Source organism: Agrobacterium tumefaciens (assembly GCF_013318015.2).
In the GTDB taxonomy this organism is placed as follows: Bacteria; Pseudomonadota; Alphaproteobacteria; order Rhizobiales; family Rhizobiaceae; genus Agrobacterium; species Agrobacterium tumefaciens.
Window position 1 is genome coordinate 1537388 of record NZ_CP115842.1, and the last position, 15719, is coordinate 1553106.

Annotated in this window: 13 protein-coding genes; 6 read left to right on the forward strand and 7 right to left on the reverse strand. The window is 59.3% G+C overall.

The window, feature by feature from the left end; genetic code table 11:
• Positions 1–120: 120 nt before the first annotated feature.
• The 5 genes from G6L97_RS20515 to nadE are packed head-to-tail and all read left to right on the forward strand — an operon-like array spanning position 121 to position 6003.
• A complete protein-coding gene (locus G6L97_RS20515) occupies positions 121–1245 on the forward strand; it encodes a hypothetical protein (RefSeq protein ID WP_174003658.1) in 1125 nt (374 codons plus the stop codon).
• On the forward strand, positions 1245–3197 hold the full coding sequence (gene asnB, locus G6L97_RS20520) for an asparagine synthase (glutamine-hydrolyzing) (protein WP_013762221.1): 1953 nt from the start codon (positions 1245–1247) through the stop codon (positions 3195–3197). Before G6L97_RS20515 ends, asnB begins: the two co-directional genes overlap by 1 nt.
• Positions 3194–3457, forward strand: a complete 264-nt coding sequence (locus G6L97_RS20525; protein WP_003518245.1) for an acyl carrier protein — start codon at positions 3194–3196, stop codon at positions 3455–3457. The genes asnB and G6L97_RS20525 overlap by 4 nt, the downstream gene beginning before the upstream one ends.
• 18 nt (positions 3458–3475) lie before the next feature.
• Complete coding sequence (locus G6L97_RS20530) at positions 3476–5008, forward strand: class I adenylate-forming enzyme family protein (protein WP_013762222.1); 1533 nt, start codon at positions 3476–3478, stop codon at positions 5006–5008.
• Positions 5005–6003 carry an NAD(+) synthase gene (gene nadE / locus G6L97_RS20535; protein WP_013762223.1) on the forward strand — a complete coding sequence of 333 codons (999 nt, stop codon included), beginning with the start codon at positions 5005–5007 and terminating at the stop codon, positions 6001–6003. The genes G6L97_RS20530 and nadE overlap by 4 nt, the downstream gene beginning before the upstream one ends.
• A gap of 166 nt (positions 6004–6169) precedes the next feature.
• Here the strand turns inward: nadE and G6L97_RS20540 are convergent, their stop codons facing one another.
• From G6L97_RS20540 to G6L97_RS20565, 6 genes are all read right to left on the reverse strand, one after another.
• Complete coding sequence (locus tag G6L97_RS20540; RefSeq protein ID WP_013762224.1) at positions 6170–6688, reverse strand: hypothetical protein; 519 nt, start codon at positions 6686–6688, stop codon at positions 6170–6172.
• Between the two features lie 204 nt (positions 6689–6892).
• Complete coding sequence (locus G6L97_RS20545; RefSeq protein ID WP_013762225.1) at positions 6893–7717, reverse strand: hypothetical protein; 825 nt, start codon at positions 7715–7717, stop codon at positions 6893–6895.
• Positions 7718–7953: 236 nt separating this feature from the next.
• Positions 7954–8529 carry a sarcosine oxidase subunit gamma gene (locus tag G6L97_RS20550; protein WP_013762226.1) on the reverse strand — a complete coding sequence of 192 codons (576 nt, stop codon included), beginning with the start codon at positions 8527–8529 and terminating at the stop codon, positions 7954–7956.
• Complete coding sequence (locus tag G6L97_RS20555; RefSeq protein WP_065687435.1) at positions 8522–11446, reverse strand: sarcosine oxidase subunit alpha family protein; 2925 nt, start codon at positions 11444–11446, stop codon at positions 8522–8524. Before G6L97_RS20555 ends, G6L97_RS20550 begins: the two co-directional genes overlap by 8 nt.
• Positions 11443–11733, reverse strand: a complete 291-nt coding sequence (locus G6L97_RS20560; RefSeq protein ID WP_003518230.1) for a sarcosine oxidase subunit delta — start codon at positions 11731–11733, stop codon at positions 11443–11445. The genes G6L97_RS20555 and G6L97_RS20560 overlap by 4 nt, the downstream gene beginning before the upstream one ends.
• 10 nt (positions 11734–11743) lie before the next feature.
• Positions 11744–12994 (reverse strand): sarcosine oxidase subunit beta family protein, encoded by a 1251-nt coding sequence (locus tag G6L97_RS20565; protein ID WP_013762228.1) that lies wholly within the window; start codon positions 12992–12994, stop codon positions 11744–11746.
• 140 nt (positions 12995–13134) lie between these two features.
• Here G6L97_RS20565 and G6L97_RS20570 point away from each other — a divergent pair, with 140 nt between their 5' ends.
• On the forward strand, positions 13135–14121 hold the full coding sequence (locus tag G6L97_RS20570) for a GlxA family transcriptional regulator (RefSeq protein ID WP_025595125.1): 987 nt from the start codon (positions 13135–13137) through the stop codon (positions 14119–14121).
• Between the two features lie 55 nt (positions 14122–14176).
• On the opposite strand, the gene G6L97_RS20575 is transcribed toward G6L97_RS20570, so the two are convergent.
• Positions 14177–15718 (reverse strand): sugar ABC transporter ATP-binding protein, encoded by a 1542-nt coding sequence (locus G6L97_RS20575; RefSeq protein WP_174003660.1) that lies wholly within the window; start codon positions 15716–15718, stop codon positions 14177–14179.
• Position 15719 lies beyond the last annotated feature (1 nt).

A 15719-nucleotide genomic window follows, 5' to 3' on the forward strand; every position in this document is an offset into this window, starting at 1 on the left:
GCAAAACGCCACAATCACGCGAAAAAACGCCGGCACATAACTTCTGATTAATACGCCTGCGGCAGAATAGGAATGATAATTACTTTCGATTAAATATCTATCCGGCAAGAAGCGGCGAGTATGTCTGAAATACGCTCATTTATTGCGGACGATCTCGTGTCCGTGGCTGACATGTTTCACCGTTTTTTGCGGAAGAAGGATGGGGCCGCGACAGATGATCTGACCTCATATTTGCGCGCCGTCTTTCTCGAAAATTCAAACATAAATCCGGATATTCACTCCAAGGTCTATGTGCGTGACGATGGGCGCGTGTCTGGATTTCTGGGTGTGTTGCCCGTGGCAATGGAACTTAATGGCCGGAACATACAGGCTGCTGTCTGCTCTTCCTTTGTCGCTGAAGACCGTGAGACCGATCCCTTTGCCGGAGCGCGTTTGCTGCGCGAAGTTTTGGGTGGACCTCAGGAGCTGACATTCGGGGAGACGATCAACGACGTTTCCGCCGATATGTGGAAGACGATGCGCGGCCAGCTGCTCGCCTCCTACAGTCTCGATTGGCTGCGGATTTTACGCCCGGCTTCATTCGGGCTGGAAATAGCCGCTGATCGTTTCTCCAGCACTTTCCGCGCGCTGACGCCGTTCAGCAAGATCATCGATCGCACCATTTCGGCGCGTGGCCATGGGCGAGCATTATCCTATTACGCATCACATCCGGACAAGGTGGACAGCTTTACCGACGACGACGCGAGCGATACCGAATTCGCGCGTCTGGCACGGGAACTCGTCGGCCACTTTCCGCTCCATCCCGTTTGGACCGAGGAAAGCCTGTTGCACATGCTCCAACACGCCAAACGCAAACGTCTGCACGGCGAACCAGTCCAACGGATTGTGAGGGCCCGCGGCGGCAGGGCGGTGGGGCTTTTTCTTTACCACGGCAATCCAACGGGCGTCGGCCGGACGCTGCAGATCATGGCCGTGCCCGGGCAGGAGCAGATCGTGATCGATCGGCTGATCCGCAATGCCTATGATCGTGGTCTCGCGGCCATCAGAGGTCGCACCCAGCCGGCACTGCTGCGGGCGATGCTCGGCAAGAAATGCACGTTTCTGCATGCGTCATCCACCATCGTGCATTCGCGCAATGCGGACCTCCTCAAGGCAGCGACGGATGGAACGGCATTTTTTAACGGCTTTTGCGGTGAAAGCTGGACGCGCCTCATCGGTGACAGCTTTGGTCAGGCGGTCGAGTAATGTGCGGAATTGCCGGATTTTATCGACACGACATGCCGGCCGAGCACGCAAACGAGCGCCTTGCGCTGATGGCGTCGCGTCTTAAGCATCGTGGTCCAGATGCGCATGGAGCCCTGCTGCGCTGCGATGTCGGCCTTGCCCACGCACGGCTGGCGATTGTGGGCATTGCCGATGGCACGCAGCCGATGCGCACCGTCGAAGACGATCTTGCCATTTCCTTCAACGGTGAAATCTTCAATCACGTCGAACTGCGCGAAACGCTGTCCGCACGCGGCCACCATTTCCGCACCCACTCCGACACCGAAGTCATCCTGCATGACTATCGCGACAAGGGGCTGGATTGCCTCAACGAATTCAACGGCGATTTTGCCTTCGCCCTGCACGACGCCCGCAATGACACGCTGGTGCTTGCGCGTGACCGGATGGGTGTCCGGCCGCTTTATTATACGTGGCATGAAGGTACGTTTTATTTCGCATCCGAGATCGGGGCGCTTCTGGCGTTGCCGGGAATGACGGCCGAGATCGATCCGGTGGCGCTGGATCAGATATTCACCTTCTGGTTCCCGTTGCCGCCGCGCACCGCCTTTCGCGGCATTCACGAATTGCCGCCCGGTCATCTGATGATCCTGCGCGATGGCGCGTCCACGGTACGGCGCTGGTGGCAACTTTCCTATCCTGACGGCAAGGACGCAGCACCGCCGGCAAGCCTTGGCGCGCAGGTGGAAGAGCTGACGGCGCTTCTGGCCGACGCAACGCGGATCAGGCTTCGCGCCGATGTGCCTGTCGGCTCCTATCTGTCCGGCGGGCTCGATTCCTCCCTCGTTTCTGCCCTGGCTGCGCAAAGCGTTAGCCGAGGCCTGCGCACATTTTCGCTGGCCTTCGAAAGTGCGGAGCACGACGAAAGTATCTGGCAGAAAACAATGAGCCAGCATCTTGGCGTCGCATCCGAAACCACGGAGTGCTCAACTGCGGACATAGCGCAATACATGCCTGAGGTCATGGAGCACGTGCAGACGCCCATTCTTCGCACAGCACCGGTGCCGCTTTACCTGCTTTCCCGGCATGTGCGCGAACGGGGAATGAAGGTGGTGCTGACCGGTGAAGGTGCTGATGAGCTGTTCGCTGGCTACGATATTTTCCGCGAAGCGCGGGTACGGCGCTTTTGCAGCCGCCAGCCGCAATCGGCTCGCCGGCCGAAACTGTTCCAGCGGCTTTATCCCTACCTTCCGGGGCTGAAACAGCAGACGCCGGATTATCTGGCACGCTTCTTCTCCTTCGGCGCAGAAGCCACCGACGAACCGCTGTTTTCCCATCGGCCGCGCTTGCGCTCTACGGCGGCGGCGAAAATCTTCTTTTCAGCGGAATTGAAAGCGCAGCTTGGCGACTACGACGCTGCGGCCGATCTTGCCGCGCAGTTGCCGGAGGATTTCCGCCGCTGGCATCCGCTTCATCAGGCGCAGTACCTCGAGACAGCATTTCTCTTGCCCGGCTATATTCTGTCCAGTCAGGGAGACCGGGTCATGATGGCAAATGGAGTGGAAGGCCGGTTTCCGTTCCTCGATCCCCGTGTGGTGGACTTTGCCGCAGCGCTCCATCCCGAGGCGAAACTGCGCGGTCTGAAGGAAAAGTATATCCTCAAACAGGCTGCAGCCGAGCTGGTGCCCGATGCGATCTTATACCGACCCAAGCAGCCCTATCGCGCGCCCGACGCAGAAGCCTTCGCGGATGCCGGCTATCTCGAAACCGTACTTTCTACCGGTCAAGTGAGGACCACCGGCCTGTTCAATGCCCAGGCGGTGGAAAAGCTGACAACCAAGGTGCGGCAAAAACAGGCGACCGGCTTTCGCGACAACGCCGCCTTCGTCGGCATACTCTCGACCCAGCTTCTGCATGCTGCCACGACCCAGAATTCCACAATGTCATCGCAAAAAATCGAAGGAAGCTCCAAATGACCAATGAAAGCACCGGCATGAAAGCCGAAATTCGCGGTTTCATCATCGAAAACTTTCTGTTCGGTGACGAAAGCCGGCCGTTTGGCGACGATCTTTCGTTGATCGACAATGACATGGTCGATTCCACGGGAATCCTCGAATTGGTGAGCTTCATCGAGGAACGCTACGGCGTCCGCGTTGCCGACGGCGATATCGTACCGGCCAACCTCGATACGATCGACAACATCGCCGCTTTCATCGGTCGCAAGCAGACCGCCTGAAATTTCGGGAAGCGCCAATTGCGTATCGACCACTACCTGCATCGAAGTGCGGAGCGCCATGCCGGCAAGACGGCGCTGGTGGCCGGTGAGACGCGCCTGAGTTACGGCGAACTCAAGACGATGAGCGAGGCTTTCGCCACTGCTCTGATAGCGCGAGGCGCAAACCCGGGAGACCGTGTCGTCCTTGTGCTGGACAATGGCTGGCGCATGGCGGTTGCGGTTTTCGGTTGCTGGATGGCGGGCGCTGTTGCCTGCCCCATCAACCCATCGTCCAAGGCCGCACGCCTTTCGCAAATTCTGGACAGTTGTACGCCCTTTGCGGTGGTTGCCGAGGCCCGGCTGGAAAAGGTCGTTTCGGATGCGGCCGGTTCTTCTCCGTTGTTGCGCATCGTTTCCGGCGCGCCAAACCCAACGGCCGATGGTGTCGATTTTGACGCGATGCTCGAGGAACCGATAGGCGCGCTGCCGCAAAACCTGCTCGATACCGATCTGGCAGTAATCATCTATACATCTGGCTCCACCGGCGAGCCAAAGGGCGTGATGCTGGCGCATGATAACATGGATGCGGCCGTCCGTTCGATTACCTCGTATCTCGGCAATAGGCCGGAAGATATTCTGCTCGGCGTATTGCCGCTTTCGTTCGGATATGGCCTGAACCAGCTGCTTTCCAGCGTTTTCGTCGGCGGTACGCTGGTGATCGAGAAATCCTTCGCCTATCCGCATCTGATTTTCGAGCGTATCCGCGACGAGCGGATCACGGGCTTCGCGCTGGTGCCGACCATGCTGTCCATCATGATGCAGACGCGCGATCTGTCGCCGGCGCTGTTTGAAAGCCTGCGCTACGTCACCGCTGCCGCTGCACCCCTGTCGCCCACCCATAGCGACTGGCTGCGGACCTTTCTGCCGCATGTGCACCTGTTTTGCATGTATGGCCAGACGGAGTGTACCCGTATCAGCTTTCTGCCGCCGGAAGACCTCGACAGGAAACGCGGTTCTGTCGGCATCGCCATTCCGGGCACTGCCATCGCGGTGGTGAACGAGGACGGAGACAGCCTGTTGCCCGCAGAGGTCGGCGAACTCGTGGTCAGCGGGCCGCACGTCATGCGTGGTTATTGGCGCAACGAGGCTGCCACAGCGCGCGCGCTGCGCGTTGATGCCGCAACGGGCCGGACGCGTCTTCACACCGGCGACCTGTTTACCTGCGATGCCGAGGGTTATCTCACCTTCGTTGCCCGCAAGGACGATATCATCAAGTCGCGTGGCGAAAAGGTTGCGCCGCAGGCGGTCGAGGCCGTTCTGCAAGCCATGCCGGGCGTCTCGGACGCATTGGTCGTCGGCGTTGCGCATGAGGTTTTCGGTCAGGCGGTGAAGGCGATCGTGATCGCATCCGACGAGGCGATCACCGCAAAAGACGTCATGCGCTACTGCGCTCTGCACCTCGAAACCCACATGGTGCCAACACTGGTTGAATTTCGCGATTTCCTGCCGACGACGGATACCGGCAAGGTCAGTCGTCGCCTCGCTGCTCAAGATACGGAGAACAATCGATGACGAACAATGCACAAAGCCTGCCTTTCTCGCCGCTTGAACTTGATGCGGCGGCGGAGGTAGAGCGTATCGCCGAAAAAATCCGCCAGTCGCTTCGTTTCAACCTGCGCAAGCGTGGGCTGGTGCTCGGCATTTCCGGCGGTATCGATTCCAGCGTCTGCGCCGCACTTGCCGTTCACGCGCTCGGGGCAGCAAATGTTATTGGCCTGTTCATGCCGGAAAACGATTCCGACCCGGAAAGCCTGCGCTTGGGGCAGGCTTTGGCGACGAAGCTGGGTATGGACTGCGTGCTGGAAGATATCGGCCCTTCGCTTGCCGCCATGGGTTGTTATGAAAGGCGCGATGGCTTCATCCGCGAGGTTGTCCCTGAATACGGGCCTGGCTGGGCCTCGAAGATCGTCTTCGACAACGCCATGAGCACCGGCGCCTATAATATTTCCTCGCTGGTCGTCCGTTCGCCATCGGGCGAAACGCGCAAGGTTCGCCTCTCCGCAAAAGCCTATCTCGGCATCGTTGCGGCGACGAATATGAAGCAGCGCACGCGCAAGCAGTTCGAATATTATCACGCCGACCGCCTGAACTTCGCGGTGCTCGGAACCCCGAACCGCCTGGAGTATGACCAGGGCTTCTTCGTCAAGAACGGCGACGGCGCTGCCGACATCAAGCCGATCGCCCATCTTTACAAATCACAGGTCTATCAACTCGCGGCCCATCTCGGCGTCCCGCAGGAAATCCGCTCCCGCCCGCCGACAACGGACACCTATTCCATGCCGCAGACGCAGGAAGAGTTCTATTTCGCGCTTCCTTACGACAAGATGGATATCTGCCTCTACGGTCTGGAACACAGCATGCCTGCAACCGAGATCGCCACGGCGACCGGGTTGACGGAGGACAATGTCCGGTTCGTCTGGACCGATATCGCCGCCAAGCGAAAGGTTGCGCACTATCTGCACCACGCCCCTATCCATTTCCATGAGGGCGCTCAGGCGAAATCCTGAAATTGTTCCAAGCGGCGCCGGCCTGGGCGATCAGGCTGGCGTATGAAACAAACCTCGATATGAATATGTAGCCGCGCCCGCCAGCAGGAGAGCTGTGAAAGCGGTATGCGGGCGGCAATTACATTTGTTAGTCAAGGCGTTAGGATTGGCAGTGCTTCGCCACCATTCAGTCCGCTGCGAATTCGCACGCCAACAGGGTCTTGTCGCCAAGTGCCGCACCTTCGCGCGCCACAATGGAGACTTTTCCCGGCCCAGCCAGACCTTCAGGCGGCTGCTGGTCCTGCGGAAGCTGCCGGGCATAACCCTTGCTCGATGTACCCATCAGGTCTGAAGTTTCTGGTTTCAAATCATATTTCGCTGCCAGAGCATCGGCACGCTGGCCCTTGATCAAAACACCGACTGCACCATTGGCGAAGAAGACTTCGTCACTCTCAAACCCATCGCGGCCGATCTGGTTCGGAAGCTTATAGATAGCCGCACCCAAAGACGATGTGTCGGCCTTTGCAAGTTTTTCGGCGGCATCATAAATTTCGGTCGCCGATGTCATCGAATAGGGCGGATTGCACAGGGCCGCATCATAGAATGCGGGATCGATTTCGGCAGCCAAAGCGCTACCGGCATGAAGCGCAGTAATGGCTACGGACATTACGACGGTGCCGCGAAGGAAAGGTGTGAATGCAAACATTGGCGTCCCTTAGAATTTGCCTGTCGTCCGTTTGAAGAGATTGCGTCAGGCTTTGCCATTCCTTGGAGCACCATAATTCACGCCCTGTCGATATACGCGAAGCGTTTTCCCCAGCTCGCCAGAACAAAACTCGTCATCCGACCGCAAGGAAAGCGGGGCGGAAGACGGCATTTCCATAGCGGGAATGAAAATGCTCTGTTGTTGCTAGCCCGGCCGATTCAATACAGTTTGGCCGGCTTCGTGTTTGACAATCCGCAGCATGGGCTGCCCGCCCATCTCGGCGGATTCAAACCGGGCAAGAAGGTCGAATGAGGTTACGGCTTCGCCCGCCTTGAAGCACTTTCCGTGGACGGCGAGATGTCCAAGCCCAAATACGGCAAGAAGAGCCTCCGTCGGGTTATCCGACGACGTGTCGAAGAGCAAATTCGTTTGGCCGAAATGCTCGAGACCCGTAGTCCAGGCTCTGGTCGCGCCGTTCTCCCGGATCACGAAGGCGCCATAGGTAAGCATTGTTGCTGTCTGTTGCGGCTGATCCAGGTGACTGTTGGCGTAGCTCAGACAGTCGTCGAGATCGGTGCGGCCGACGATGAGGTCTAGATAATGCAACACAACGGCGCGCATCGGTGCAAGCTTGTGAATGCCGAGCAGGGTCATGGCGATCTCGTTATGTGCCACTGTGGGGTCGTCGTCATCCGCCACGATCATCAGTTTGAATTTCGCCTGATGGGTCGCACGGCACAGGTCATCATGCGCAGCTTTTGCATTGATGCAGAACGTGTTCGTCCAGTCGACTTCGACCCGCGCTACCGCAGGATAGTGAGCAGGAATTGCCAGCGTTCCCACCGCCTCGGGAATGCCAACGAAGACGCGGGTTCCGCCGCGAAAGCCGTCAAAGACGCCTTCGCTCTCCAGTTGCTCACATTCGTACCCTTCAAGGCCCCAGGCTTCGATCAGCGCCTCAGCCGACAGGGTGGGCAAATCGTCAAAATAGAGTGTTGCCGAAAAATATTGAACATTGTCGCTTGTCACTACGATAACCTCATATTTCCGCTGCACTAGTCCGGCCGTTTTCACAGGCGGCGATAGCCCATCTAGTCGATTTTTGCGACAATATGATTTGCGCCGTCGTCAGAGCGATTATTCACTGATGGCTCAGAACGGTAACCGTTCGAGATGATCCCGATGTGCCCATGTCAACACGACACAGTTCGCCCGTACAGGTCGACGATTGGCAAAAAACGGTCTGGTGGCTTTGCAGTCCCGCTTTATGCGGCAGCGCCAAGAAGTTCCGCCTGACGACGGATCGCAGTCTCGATCACATGCCACAGTGTTTCCGCAGCGGAGCGCATGCCGAGGATGGCAAGGCGGTCCGGCGCGCGCCGGATGACGAAAACGCTCATATGTTCCATGCCTGTGCGCGTGGCGGTCCCTTGCCCGAATACCGAGGGATCGAGGTTCACCAGCTTCTGCATGAGCGCGACAATCGGCGCCTCGCCTGCGTCGCTCTCGATTTCGAAGGCGACGAAGCCATCGGTCTGTTCCGTCACGGAACAGGAAGGGCAAAGGCTCGTGAGTTCTGCGGCGAAATCCGTTTCGGCCCGGTCTGCGGCCTCAATCAGCCATTGGCCCGGCCCCGTCCAAAAAGCTGAAACCGGGCCTTGCTGGACCCATTTTCCGGGACCCGGCAAGGTGAGGTCAAAGGGCACCGGTTCTTTGACGTTGCGGCGCAGGCTGAGCGATGCGAGGGCAAGCCCCGAATTTTCCTCAAGTCGCAACGTGCCATGGCGGGCGCGCCGCGAAGTTTGCGCGCCGAGTGCGGTTGTCGGCTTCAAATCAGGCACGGAGTCTCTCTCCCTCAGGGTCGATGAAATGGGGCGAGACCACACGCAATTCGACCGACTGTCCCTGCAAGGGGTTGGCCGCGACGATGATCTCTCCGATACGGTTTGCACCATCGGCAAGGAAACCAAGACCGATGCTGAAACCGAGGTTGGGCGAATAGCAGGCGGATGTGATCCAGCCTTGATCGGTCTCGGTATTCTGGCTGGCGCCGCGGGTAAACAGATGTGAACCTGACACCACAGGGTCCGTTGCCGCAAGCGGCTGCAGGCCGACGAGCACCCGGCTTTCGCCGACAAGCCCTTCGCGGCGAGTCATGACGGTACCAATCGCGTCTTTCTTGGCCGAAACCATCCTGCCCATGCCCAGCATCTGCGCCGTCGTCTGGCCGTTCAACTCGTTTCCGGCAGCATGGCCTTTTTCGATACGCATGACACCAAGCGCTTCCGTCCCGTAGGCGGTGGCTCCAAGATCCGCACCGATCTCCATCAGCCGGGACATCAGGGCATTACCGTAGCGGGCGGGGACTGCAATCTCGTAAGCAAGTTCCCCTGAAAACGAGATCCGGAACAGCCGTGCTCGCAATCCCCCGCAAACCGTCAGTTCGGCGCAGGCCATGAAGGGAAAGGCTGCGTTGGAAAGGTCGAAACCATCGACAATGCGTTCGATAAGGCGGCGGGCGTTCGGACCAGCGACTGCGAGCTGTGCCCAGGCATCCGTTGCCGAGATCAATTGCACATCCAATTCCGGCCACAGGCATTGGCGGGCGAATTCCATGTGACGATAGACCGGGCCGGCCTGGGCCGTGGTCGTGGTGACGATATAATGATCCTCACCCAGACGGGCACAGGTGCCGTCATCATAGGCGTGGCCGTCTTCCCGCAGCATCAGGCCGTAACGGACCATGCCGACCTTGAGGCTCTTCATTGCATTGCAGTAGAGACGGTCGAGAAATTCAGCCGCATCGGCGCCCTGAACATCCACCTTGCCAAGCGTCGTCACATCGCAGATGCCGACGCCCTTTCGGGTGGCCCGAACCTCGCGGTCGACGGATTGCCGCCAATGGGTCTCCCCGGCTTGAGGGAAATATTGGGCACGCATCCATTGACCGACTTCGACGAAAACGGCGCCATGTGCTTCAGCCCAGGCATGGCTGGGTGTCAGGCGGCGCGGACGGAAATGTGCGCCGGTGTCGCCGCCGCCGAGTACCGCCATCGAAACCGGCGTATAGGGAGGGCGAAAAATCGTCGTACCCGTATCCGGTATCGATTTGCCCGTCAGTTCGGACATGATTGCCAAAGCGGTGGCATTCGATGTCTTGCCCTGGTCAGTTGCCATACCAAGCGTGGTCCAGCGCTTGAGATGCTCGATGGGCCGCATGTTTTCCTGATGGGCGAGCTTGATGTCCTTGACCGTGACGTCGTTCTGGAAATCGACCCAGGCGCGCCCTTTCCCCGGCACATGCCACAGGGGCTTGATGCCGATTTGCGTATCCTCGGCCTCCGGCAGGGCTGGCCTGGATGCGGCAATCCCCATTTGCTCCAGAGCCGTTATGGCAGCGGATGCACCGGAGACCAGCGCCGCCCCTGTGCTGCCTTTGCCGGCCGCCGCCCCTGCAACGAGCATATGCGAGGGTACGTCGCCGGGCAGGAATGCCTGTAGCCCGTCATCCCATAACGGGCGACCGCGCTGGTACGATGTAAGATGAACATTGGGGTTCCAGCCCCCGGAGATACCAAGCGCACCGCAATCGATGGTTTCGTCATAGCCATCCTTGCGGACAGCGATGGAAACCAACCCCAGCCTGCCTTTGCTGCCGGTAACTGTCGCCCCCGCAATCAGGCGGTATTCCGCAAGCGCCCGCGCATCCGGGCGCGGATCGATGACTGCGGCGATCTCGACACCTTTCGCAGCCAGGTCGACAGCGGTCCGATGGCCGTCATCGTTATTGGTGAAGATTGCGACCCTGCCTGCCGTACTGACTGCCCAACGATTGGCATAGGCACGCAGCGAACCGGCAAGCATGATCCCCGGCCGGTCGTTATTTTTAAACGGGATATGCCTCTCTGTCGCCCCGGCGGCAAGCACCGTGCGCTTTGCAGTGATGCGCCAGAGGGACTGGCGTACGCCCTTTGGTGCGGCAAGATGGTCGGAAACCCGCTCGACCGCACCGAATATGCCATGGTCGAATGAGCCGAAAACCGTGGTGCGGCGCATGACGCGCAGGTTCGGCAGGGTTGAAAACTCCGCCTCTAGCGTTCCGATCCAGTCGGTTGCAGGGGCGCCGTCGAGCAGGTGGCTCTCTGCAAGCAGGCGACCTCCGAGGCGATTGTCCTCGTCCGCCAGAATAACCTTGGCACCGGCACGCGCCGCAGTCAGGGCAGCAGCCAGACCGGCGGCTCCGGCGCCGATGACCAGCAGATCGCAGTGAAGGAACCCCTTGTCGTAACTGTCGGGGTCCGGTTTCATCGACAGGCTTCCAAGTCCCGCAGCTTTGCGAATGGCGGGCTCATAGAGCTTTTCCCAGAATGCCTTCGGCCACATGAACGTTTTGTAGTAAAAGCCTGCGGTCAGGAAATCGGCAAACAGATCATTGATCGCAAGGGCATCGAAAGCCAGGGACGGCCAGCGGTTCTGGCTTTTCGCCTCCAGCCCGTCGAACAGTTCGACCGTCGTGGCGCGGGTATTCGGCTCCAGCCGCGATCCCGTGCGCAATTCGACCAGCGCATTCGGCTCTTCTGAGCCGGCAGAGATCACGCCTCTGGGGCGATGATATTTGAAGCTGCGCCCCATCAGGCGGACATCGTTTGCCAGAAGTGCCGAGGCGAGCGTGTCGCCGGGATGCCCCTGATAATTCTTTCCATCGAAGGTGAAATGCAGCACCTTGCTGCGGTCGATCAAGCCGTCCTTCAGTCTCATGCTTCATCTGCCTTCTGACGGAGCGCTACCTCGTTTGCGAGCTCCGCTCCGAGGATTTCATGGGTGACGGTGTTTCGCGTGACCACGAGCCAGCTGCGATCACCCTGTTCGTGAAACCACAGTTCCCGATGCAGGCCGGCGGGATTGTCACGCAGATAGACATAATCGTTGAAGTCTTTCGCAGCACTCTCGGCCATTCCGTCCGGGCGACGCAACAGGGCGGCATCGCCGAGATAGGTGAATTCCTGAGCGTCGCGCGGCCCGAGCAGTGGGTGAGGGATCAGCATTGTTCAAGCCTCAGTGAAGGTTCGGTTGGGCGCCGGCGCCCTTTTCGTCGATGACATAGCCCTTTTCGAACCGGTCGAGCCGGTAGGCCTTGGCCGTATCATGCGGGGTATCCGTGGCCAGCAGATGAGCGAATGCATAGCCGCTGGCCGGCGTCGCCTTGAAGCCGCCGTAACACCAGCCGGCATTGAGATAGAGGCCCTTCACCGGCGTGTGGTCGATGATCGGTGAACCGTCCATCGACATATCCATGATGCCGCCCCAGATGCGCAGCAGGCGCGCCCGGCCGATCATCGGCATCAGCGCCATGCCGCCCTCGGCGACATCTTCGATGACGGGCAGATTGCCGCGCTGGGCATAGGAATTATAGCCGTCGATATCACCACCGAAGACCAGGCCACCCTTGTCGGACTGGCTGACGTAGAAATGGCCTGCTCCGAAGGTTATGACGCCGGGTATGGTCGGCTTCAGCCCTTCCGAAACGAAGGCTTGCAGCACATGGCTTTCAATCGGCAGACGCATGCCCGCCATGGCCATGACGCGGCCGGTCGATCCCGCCACGGCGACGCCTACCTTTCCGGCACCGATGTAGCCACGGCTGGTTTCCACGCCCTTGATCGTTCCATCCTCGATGCGAAATCCCCGGACTTCGCAGTTCTGGATAAGATCGACCCCTGCCAGATCGGCGCCGCGCGCGTAACCCCAGGCAACGCCATCGTGGCGGGCAGTTCCAGCGCGGCGCTGGTAAAGGCCGCCCTTGATCGGAAAGCGTGCATTGTCGAAATTGAGAAACGGGATCATGGCGCGGAGATCGTCTTGCGCTAGCAGTTGCGCGTCCGCACCGGCCAGCAGCATGGCGTTGCCGCGACGGCGGTAGGCATCGCGCTGCGCGTCGGTGTGGAACAGGTTCACAATGCCGCGCTGGCTTACCATCGCATTGAAATTGAATTCCTGTTCAAGCCCTTCCCAGAGTTTCATTGAAAATTCGTAGAATGGCTCGTTTCCGGGCAGCAGATAGTTTGAGCGGATGATCGTGGTGTTGCGCCCAATGTTTCCCGATCCCAGCCAGCCTTTTTCCAGAACGGCGATCCGCGACTTGGAAAAGGTTTTGGCTAGATAGTAGGCCGTTGCAAGTCCATGACCGCCACCGCCAACAATGATGAAATCGTAATGAGGTTGCGGATCGGGGTTCCGCCACAGTGGGTGCCAGCCCTTGTGGCCGGTCAGGGCCTGTTTGAAAACCTGGAGAGCCGAATAGCGCAAATCTGTGTTCCTCGAAAACAGGGCGGTTGTCCAAGTTTATAGCGCGATACCGGACGATTTTTTTATCCGTGACGGACGCATTATTGTCCAATTTGGCCAATTCGGCTAAGCTTGTCCTGGGGATTGTCTTGGAGCAGGTCATGCACGCCGAAGGGTCGATGTCGATCGGGTTCATACTCATTGAGGGTTATGCGCTGATGTCGTTGGCTGCGGCGGTTGAGCCGCTGCGCGCGGCCAATCACCTTGCCGGCAAAACGCTCTACCATTGCCGGTTTTATTCGGCGAATGGCGGGTTTGGCGCATCCACGTCAGGCGGAGGTTTTGATACCGCGCCCGTTTCGCGGGCTTTGTCTGAGAAGCTGGATCTGGTCTTCATCGTCGCGGGCGGAAATCCCATGCTCTATGAAGATCCGGCACTTGTGCGAAACCTGCGCACGCTCAACCAGCGGGGTGTCAAGCTCGGAGGCATTTCCGGCGGCGCGGCGATCCTTGCCAAATCCGGTCTGATGACGGGCAGACGTTTTACCGTTCACTGGACCCACATCGATCCGCTTAGTGAATATGCCAGCGATCTCCTGATCGAGCGTGCGCTCTACGTCATCGATCGCGATCGTTACACTTGCGCGGGCGGCGTTGCCGCCATTGACATGATGGGGGCTTTTATTGCGAAAGACCATGGTTCTGCCTTCGCGCGCGATGTCAGCGAATGGTTCATACATCCGCGTTTGAGAACGGCCGATGAGCCTCAGTTGGGCCGCGCCGGCCAACGTTTCAACGTCCACCACCCGGTACTCGAAGCTGCCATTGAACTCATGGCGACCCATGTTGCGGATCCCCTGTCGCCGGAGCAGCTGGGCCAATTGTGCGGCAGCAGTATTCGCCAGCTCCACCGCCTGTTTTCCAGCCATTTCGACCAGTCCATGATGTCTTTTTACCGTGGTCTTCGGCTGGCAAAGGCGGATGAGCTGCTGCAGCAGACCTCGCTTTCGATCGTTGACGTGGCCTTGCTGACGGGGTTCTCGACCGCTGCCCATTTCACCCGTTGCTACACCCAGAAATACGCCGTCCCGCCCAGCAGAAGGCGTCGTGCCGGGAGAGATTTCGAGCAGCCGTCCGATGGTACCTGACGCCCTACCGGAACAGCGTGCGGTTTTTGCGGTGACACTTCGGCAAGGCAGTGCGTCATGCCTTTCGTGAAAGGGCCGTTTCGCGCTCCGCATCATGGATCAAGCCCATGATACCCTCGCTCATATCGGCATAGACGCCATTGTTTTCGACCACGCCTTTAACCCGATAGCGGTCCATGACAACAATGCGGTCGGCCACTGCCACCATCTCCGGCATGTCACTGGTAATGACGAGAATGGCGGTGCCGCTGTCTGCAAGCTCGCGCAGCAGATCGTGCAGATAGGCCTTGGTCTTGATGTCGATGCCAACAGAAGGTTCGTCTACGATCAGCAGCTTCACGTCGGCGGCAAGCCACTTGGCGACGCTGATCTTCTGCTGGTTGCCGCCGGAAAGATTACCCACGGTCTGGCTCAGGCTCGGCGTCTTCACCTCAAGTTTCTGCAGGAAAGGGGTGACCGCCGCACGGATGCGGCTGTCGGAAAGCACGCCGAATGCGTTTGAGAGCTTGCGCCAGATGGGAACGCCCGCATTGGCGAGAACGGAATGCTGGAGAATGAGGCCGTCACCCTTGCGGTCCTCGCTGACATAACCGACGCCGTATTCGTGGATGGCTTCGGCAACGGAGCGGATGCGGGCCGGGCGATCTTCGATCCGGACTTCGCCTTCCGTGACGGCGAATTTACCCATGATCGATTTTGCCAATTCGGTGCGCCCCGCGCCCACCAGCCCGTAAAGGCCGACGATTTCACCCTTGCGCACGGAAAGACTGACATCGCGATGGCCGATTGCGGTAGAGACACCTTTGAGTTCAAGCACCAGCGGATTGTGCTCGACCGCGCGTTTGCGCCAGCCACCGCCGCCTTCGGCACGGCCAATCATCAGGCGCACCAGGTCCTGGCGTCCGAGACCTTCCATAGACCGGCTTTCGCAGGCGTTTTCGCCATCTCGCAGAACCGTTACCCGGTCGCAGATATCCAGAACCTCTTCCAGCTTGTGGCTGACGAAGACAAGGCTTGCGCCATCATCGCGCAGGCGGCGCAGAATGCGGAAGAGGTTGTCCGTTTCGCTCGGGGTCAGCGATGTCGTGGGTTCGTCGAGCAAAAGAACCCGGCTTTGCAGGGAAAGCGCCTTCGCAATTTCCACGAGCTGCATTTGCGCGACGGAAAGCTCGGATACCGGCATCGCCGGATCGACTTCCAGATTGAGAGCCTGCAGCCAGCGGCGTGCGTCGCGGTTCAGCGCGGCGTAGTCGATGGGTTTGAGATAGTGCGCCCCAAGCTTTTCCATGTGGATATTCTCGGCAATCGAGAAGCGCGGGATGAGGTTGCGTTCCTGATGGACGACACCGATGCCGCGGGCAATGGCCTCGCGCGGGTTGCCGAAGCGTACTTCCTGCCCATCGACAAGGATCTGGCCGCTGCTCTGATGGTGGACGCCGGTAATGACCTTGATCAACGTCGATTTGCCGGCGCCGTTCTCACCCAGCAACGCGTGGATCGATCCCGGCTCCAGCGAAAGATTGACGCCCTTGAGCGCCCGAACGCCGGGAAACACTTTTTCGATGTTGCGCGCCTGAAAAACAGGTTGCTTGTCCATG

Excerpts from the sequence above, each read along its gene's own strand:
- G6L97_RS20560 (WP_003518230.1), bottom strand. The coding sequence starts at position 11,733 with ATGCTGATCCCTCACCCACTGCTCGGGCCGCGCGACGCTCAGGAATTC.
- nadE (WP_013762223.1), top strand. The coding sequence starts at position 5,005 with ATGACGAACAATGCACAAAGCCTGCCTTTCTCGCCGCTTGAACTTGAT.
- G6L97_RS20555 (WP_065687435.1), bottom strand. The coding sequence starts at position 11,446 with ATGAGACTGAAGGACGGCTTGATCGACCGCAGCAAGGTGCTGCATTTC.
- G6L97_RS20570 (WP_025595125.1), top strand. The coding sequence starts at position 13,135 with ATGCACGCCGAAGGGTCGATGTCGATCGGGTTCATACTCATTGAGGGT.
- G6L97_RS20575 (WP_174003660.1), bottom strand. The coding sequence starts at position 15,718 with ATGGACAAGCAACCTGTTTTTCAGGCGCGCAACATCGAAAAAGTGTTT.
- G6L97_RS20540 (WP_013762224.1), bottom strand. The coding sequence starts at position 6,688 with ATGTTTGCATTCACACCTTTCCTTCGCGGCACCGTCGTAATGTCCGTA.
- G6L97_RS20525 (WP_003518245.1), top strand. The coding sequence starts at position 3,194 with ATGACCAATGAAAGCACCGGCATGAAAGCCGAAATTCGCGGTTTCATC.
- G6L97_RS20515 (WP_174003658.1), top strand. The coding sequence starts at position 121 with ATGTCTGAAATACGCTCATTTATTGCGGACGATCTCGTGTCCGTGGCT.
- asnB (WP_013762221.1), top strand. The coding sequence starts at position 1,245 with ATGTGCGGAATTGCCGGATTTTATCGACACGACATGCCGGCCGAGCAC.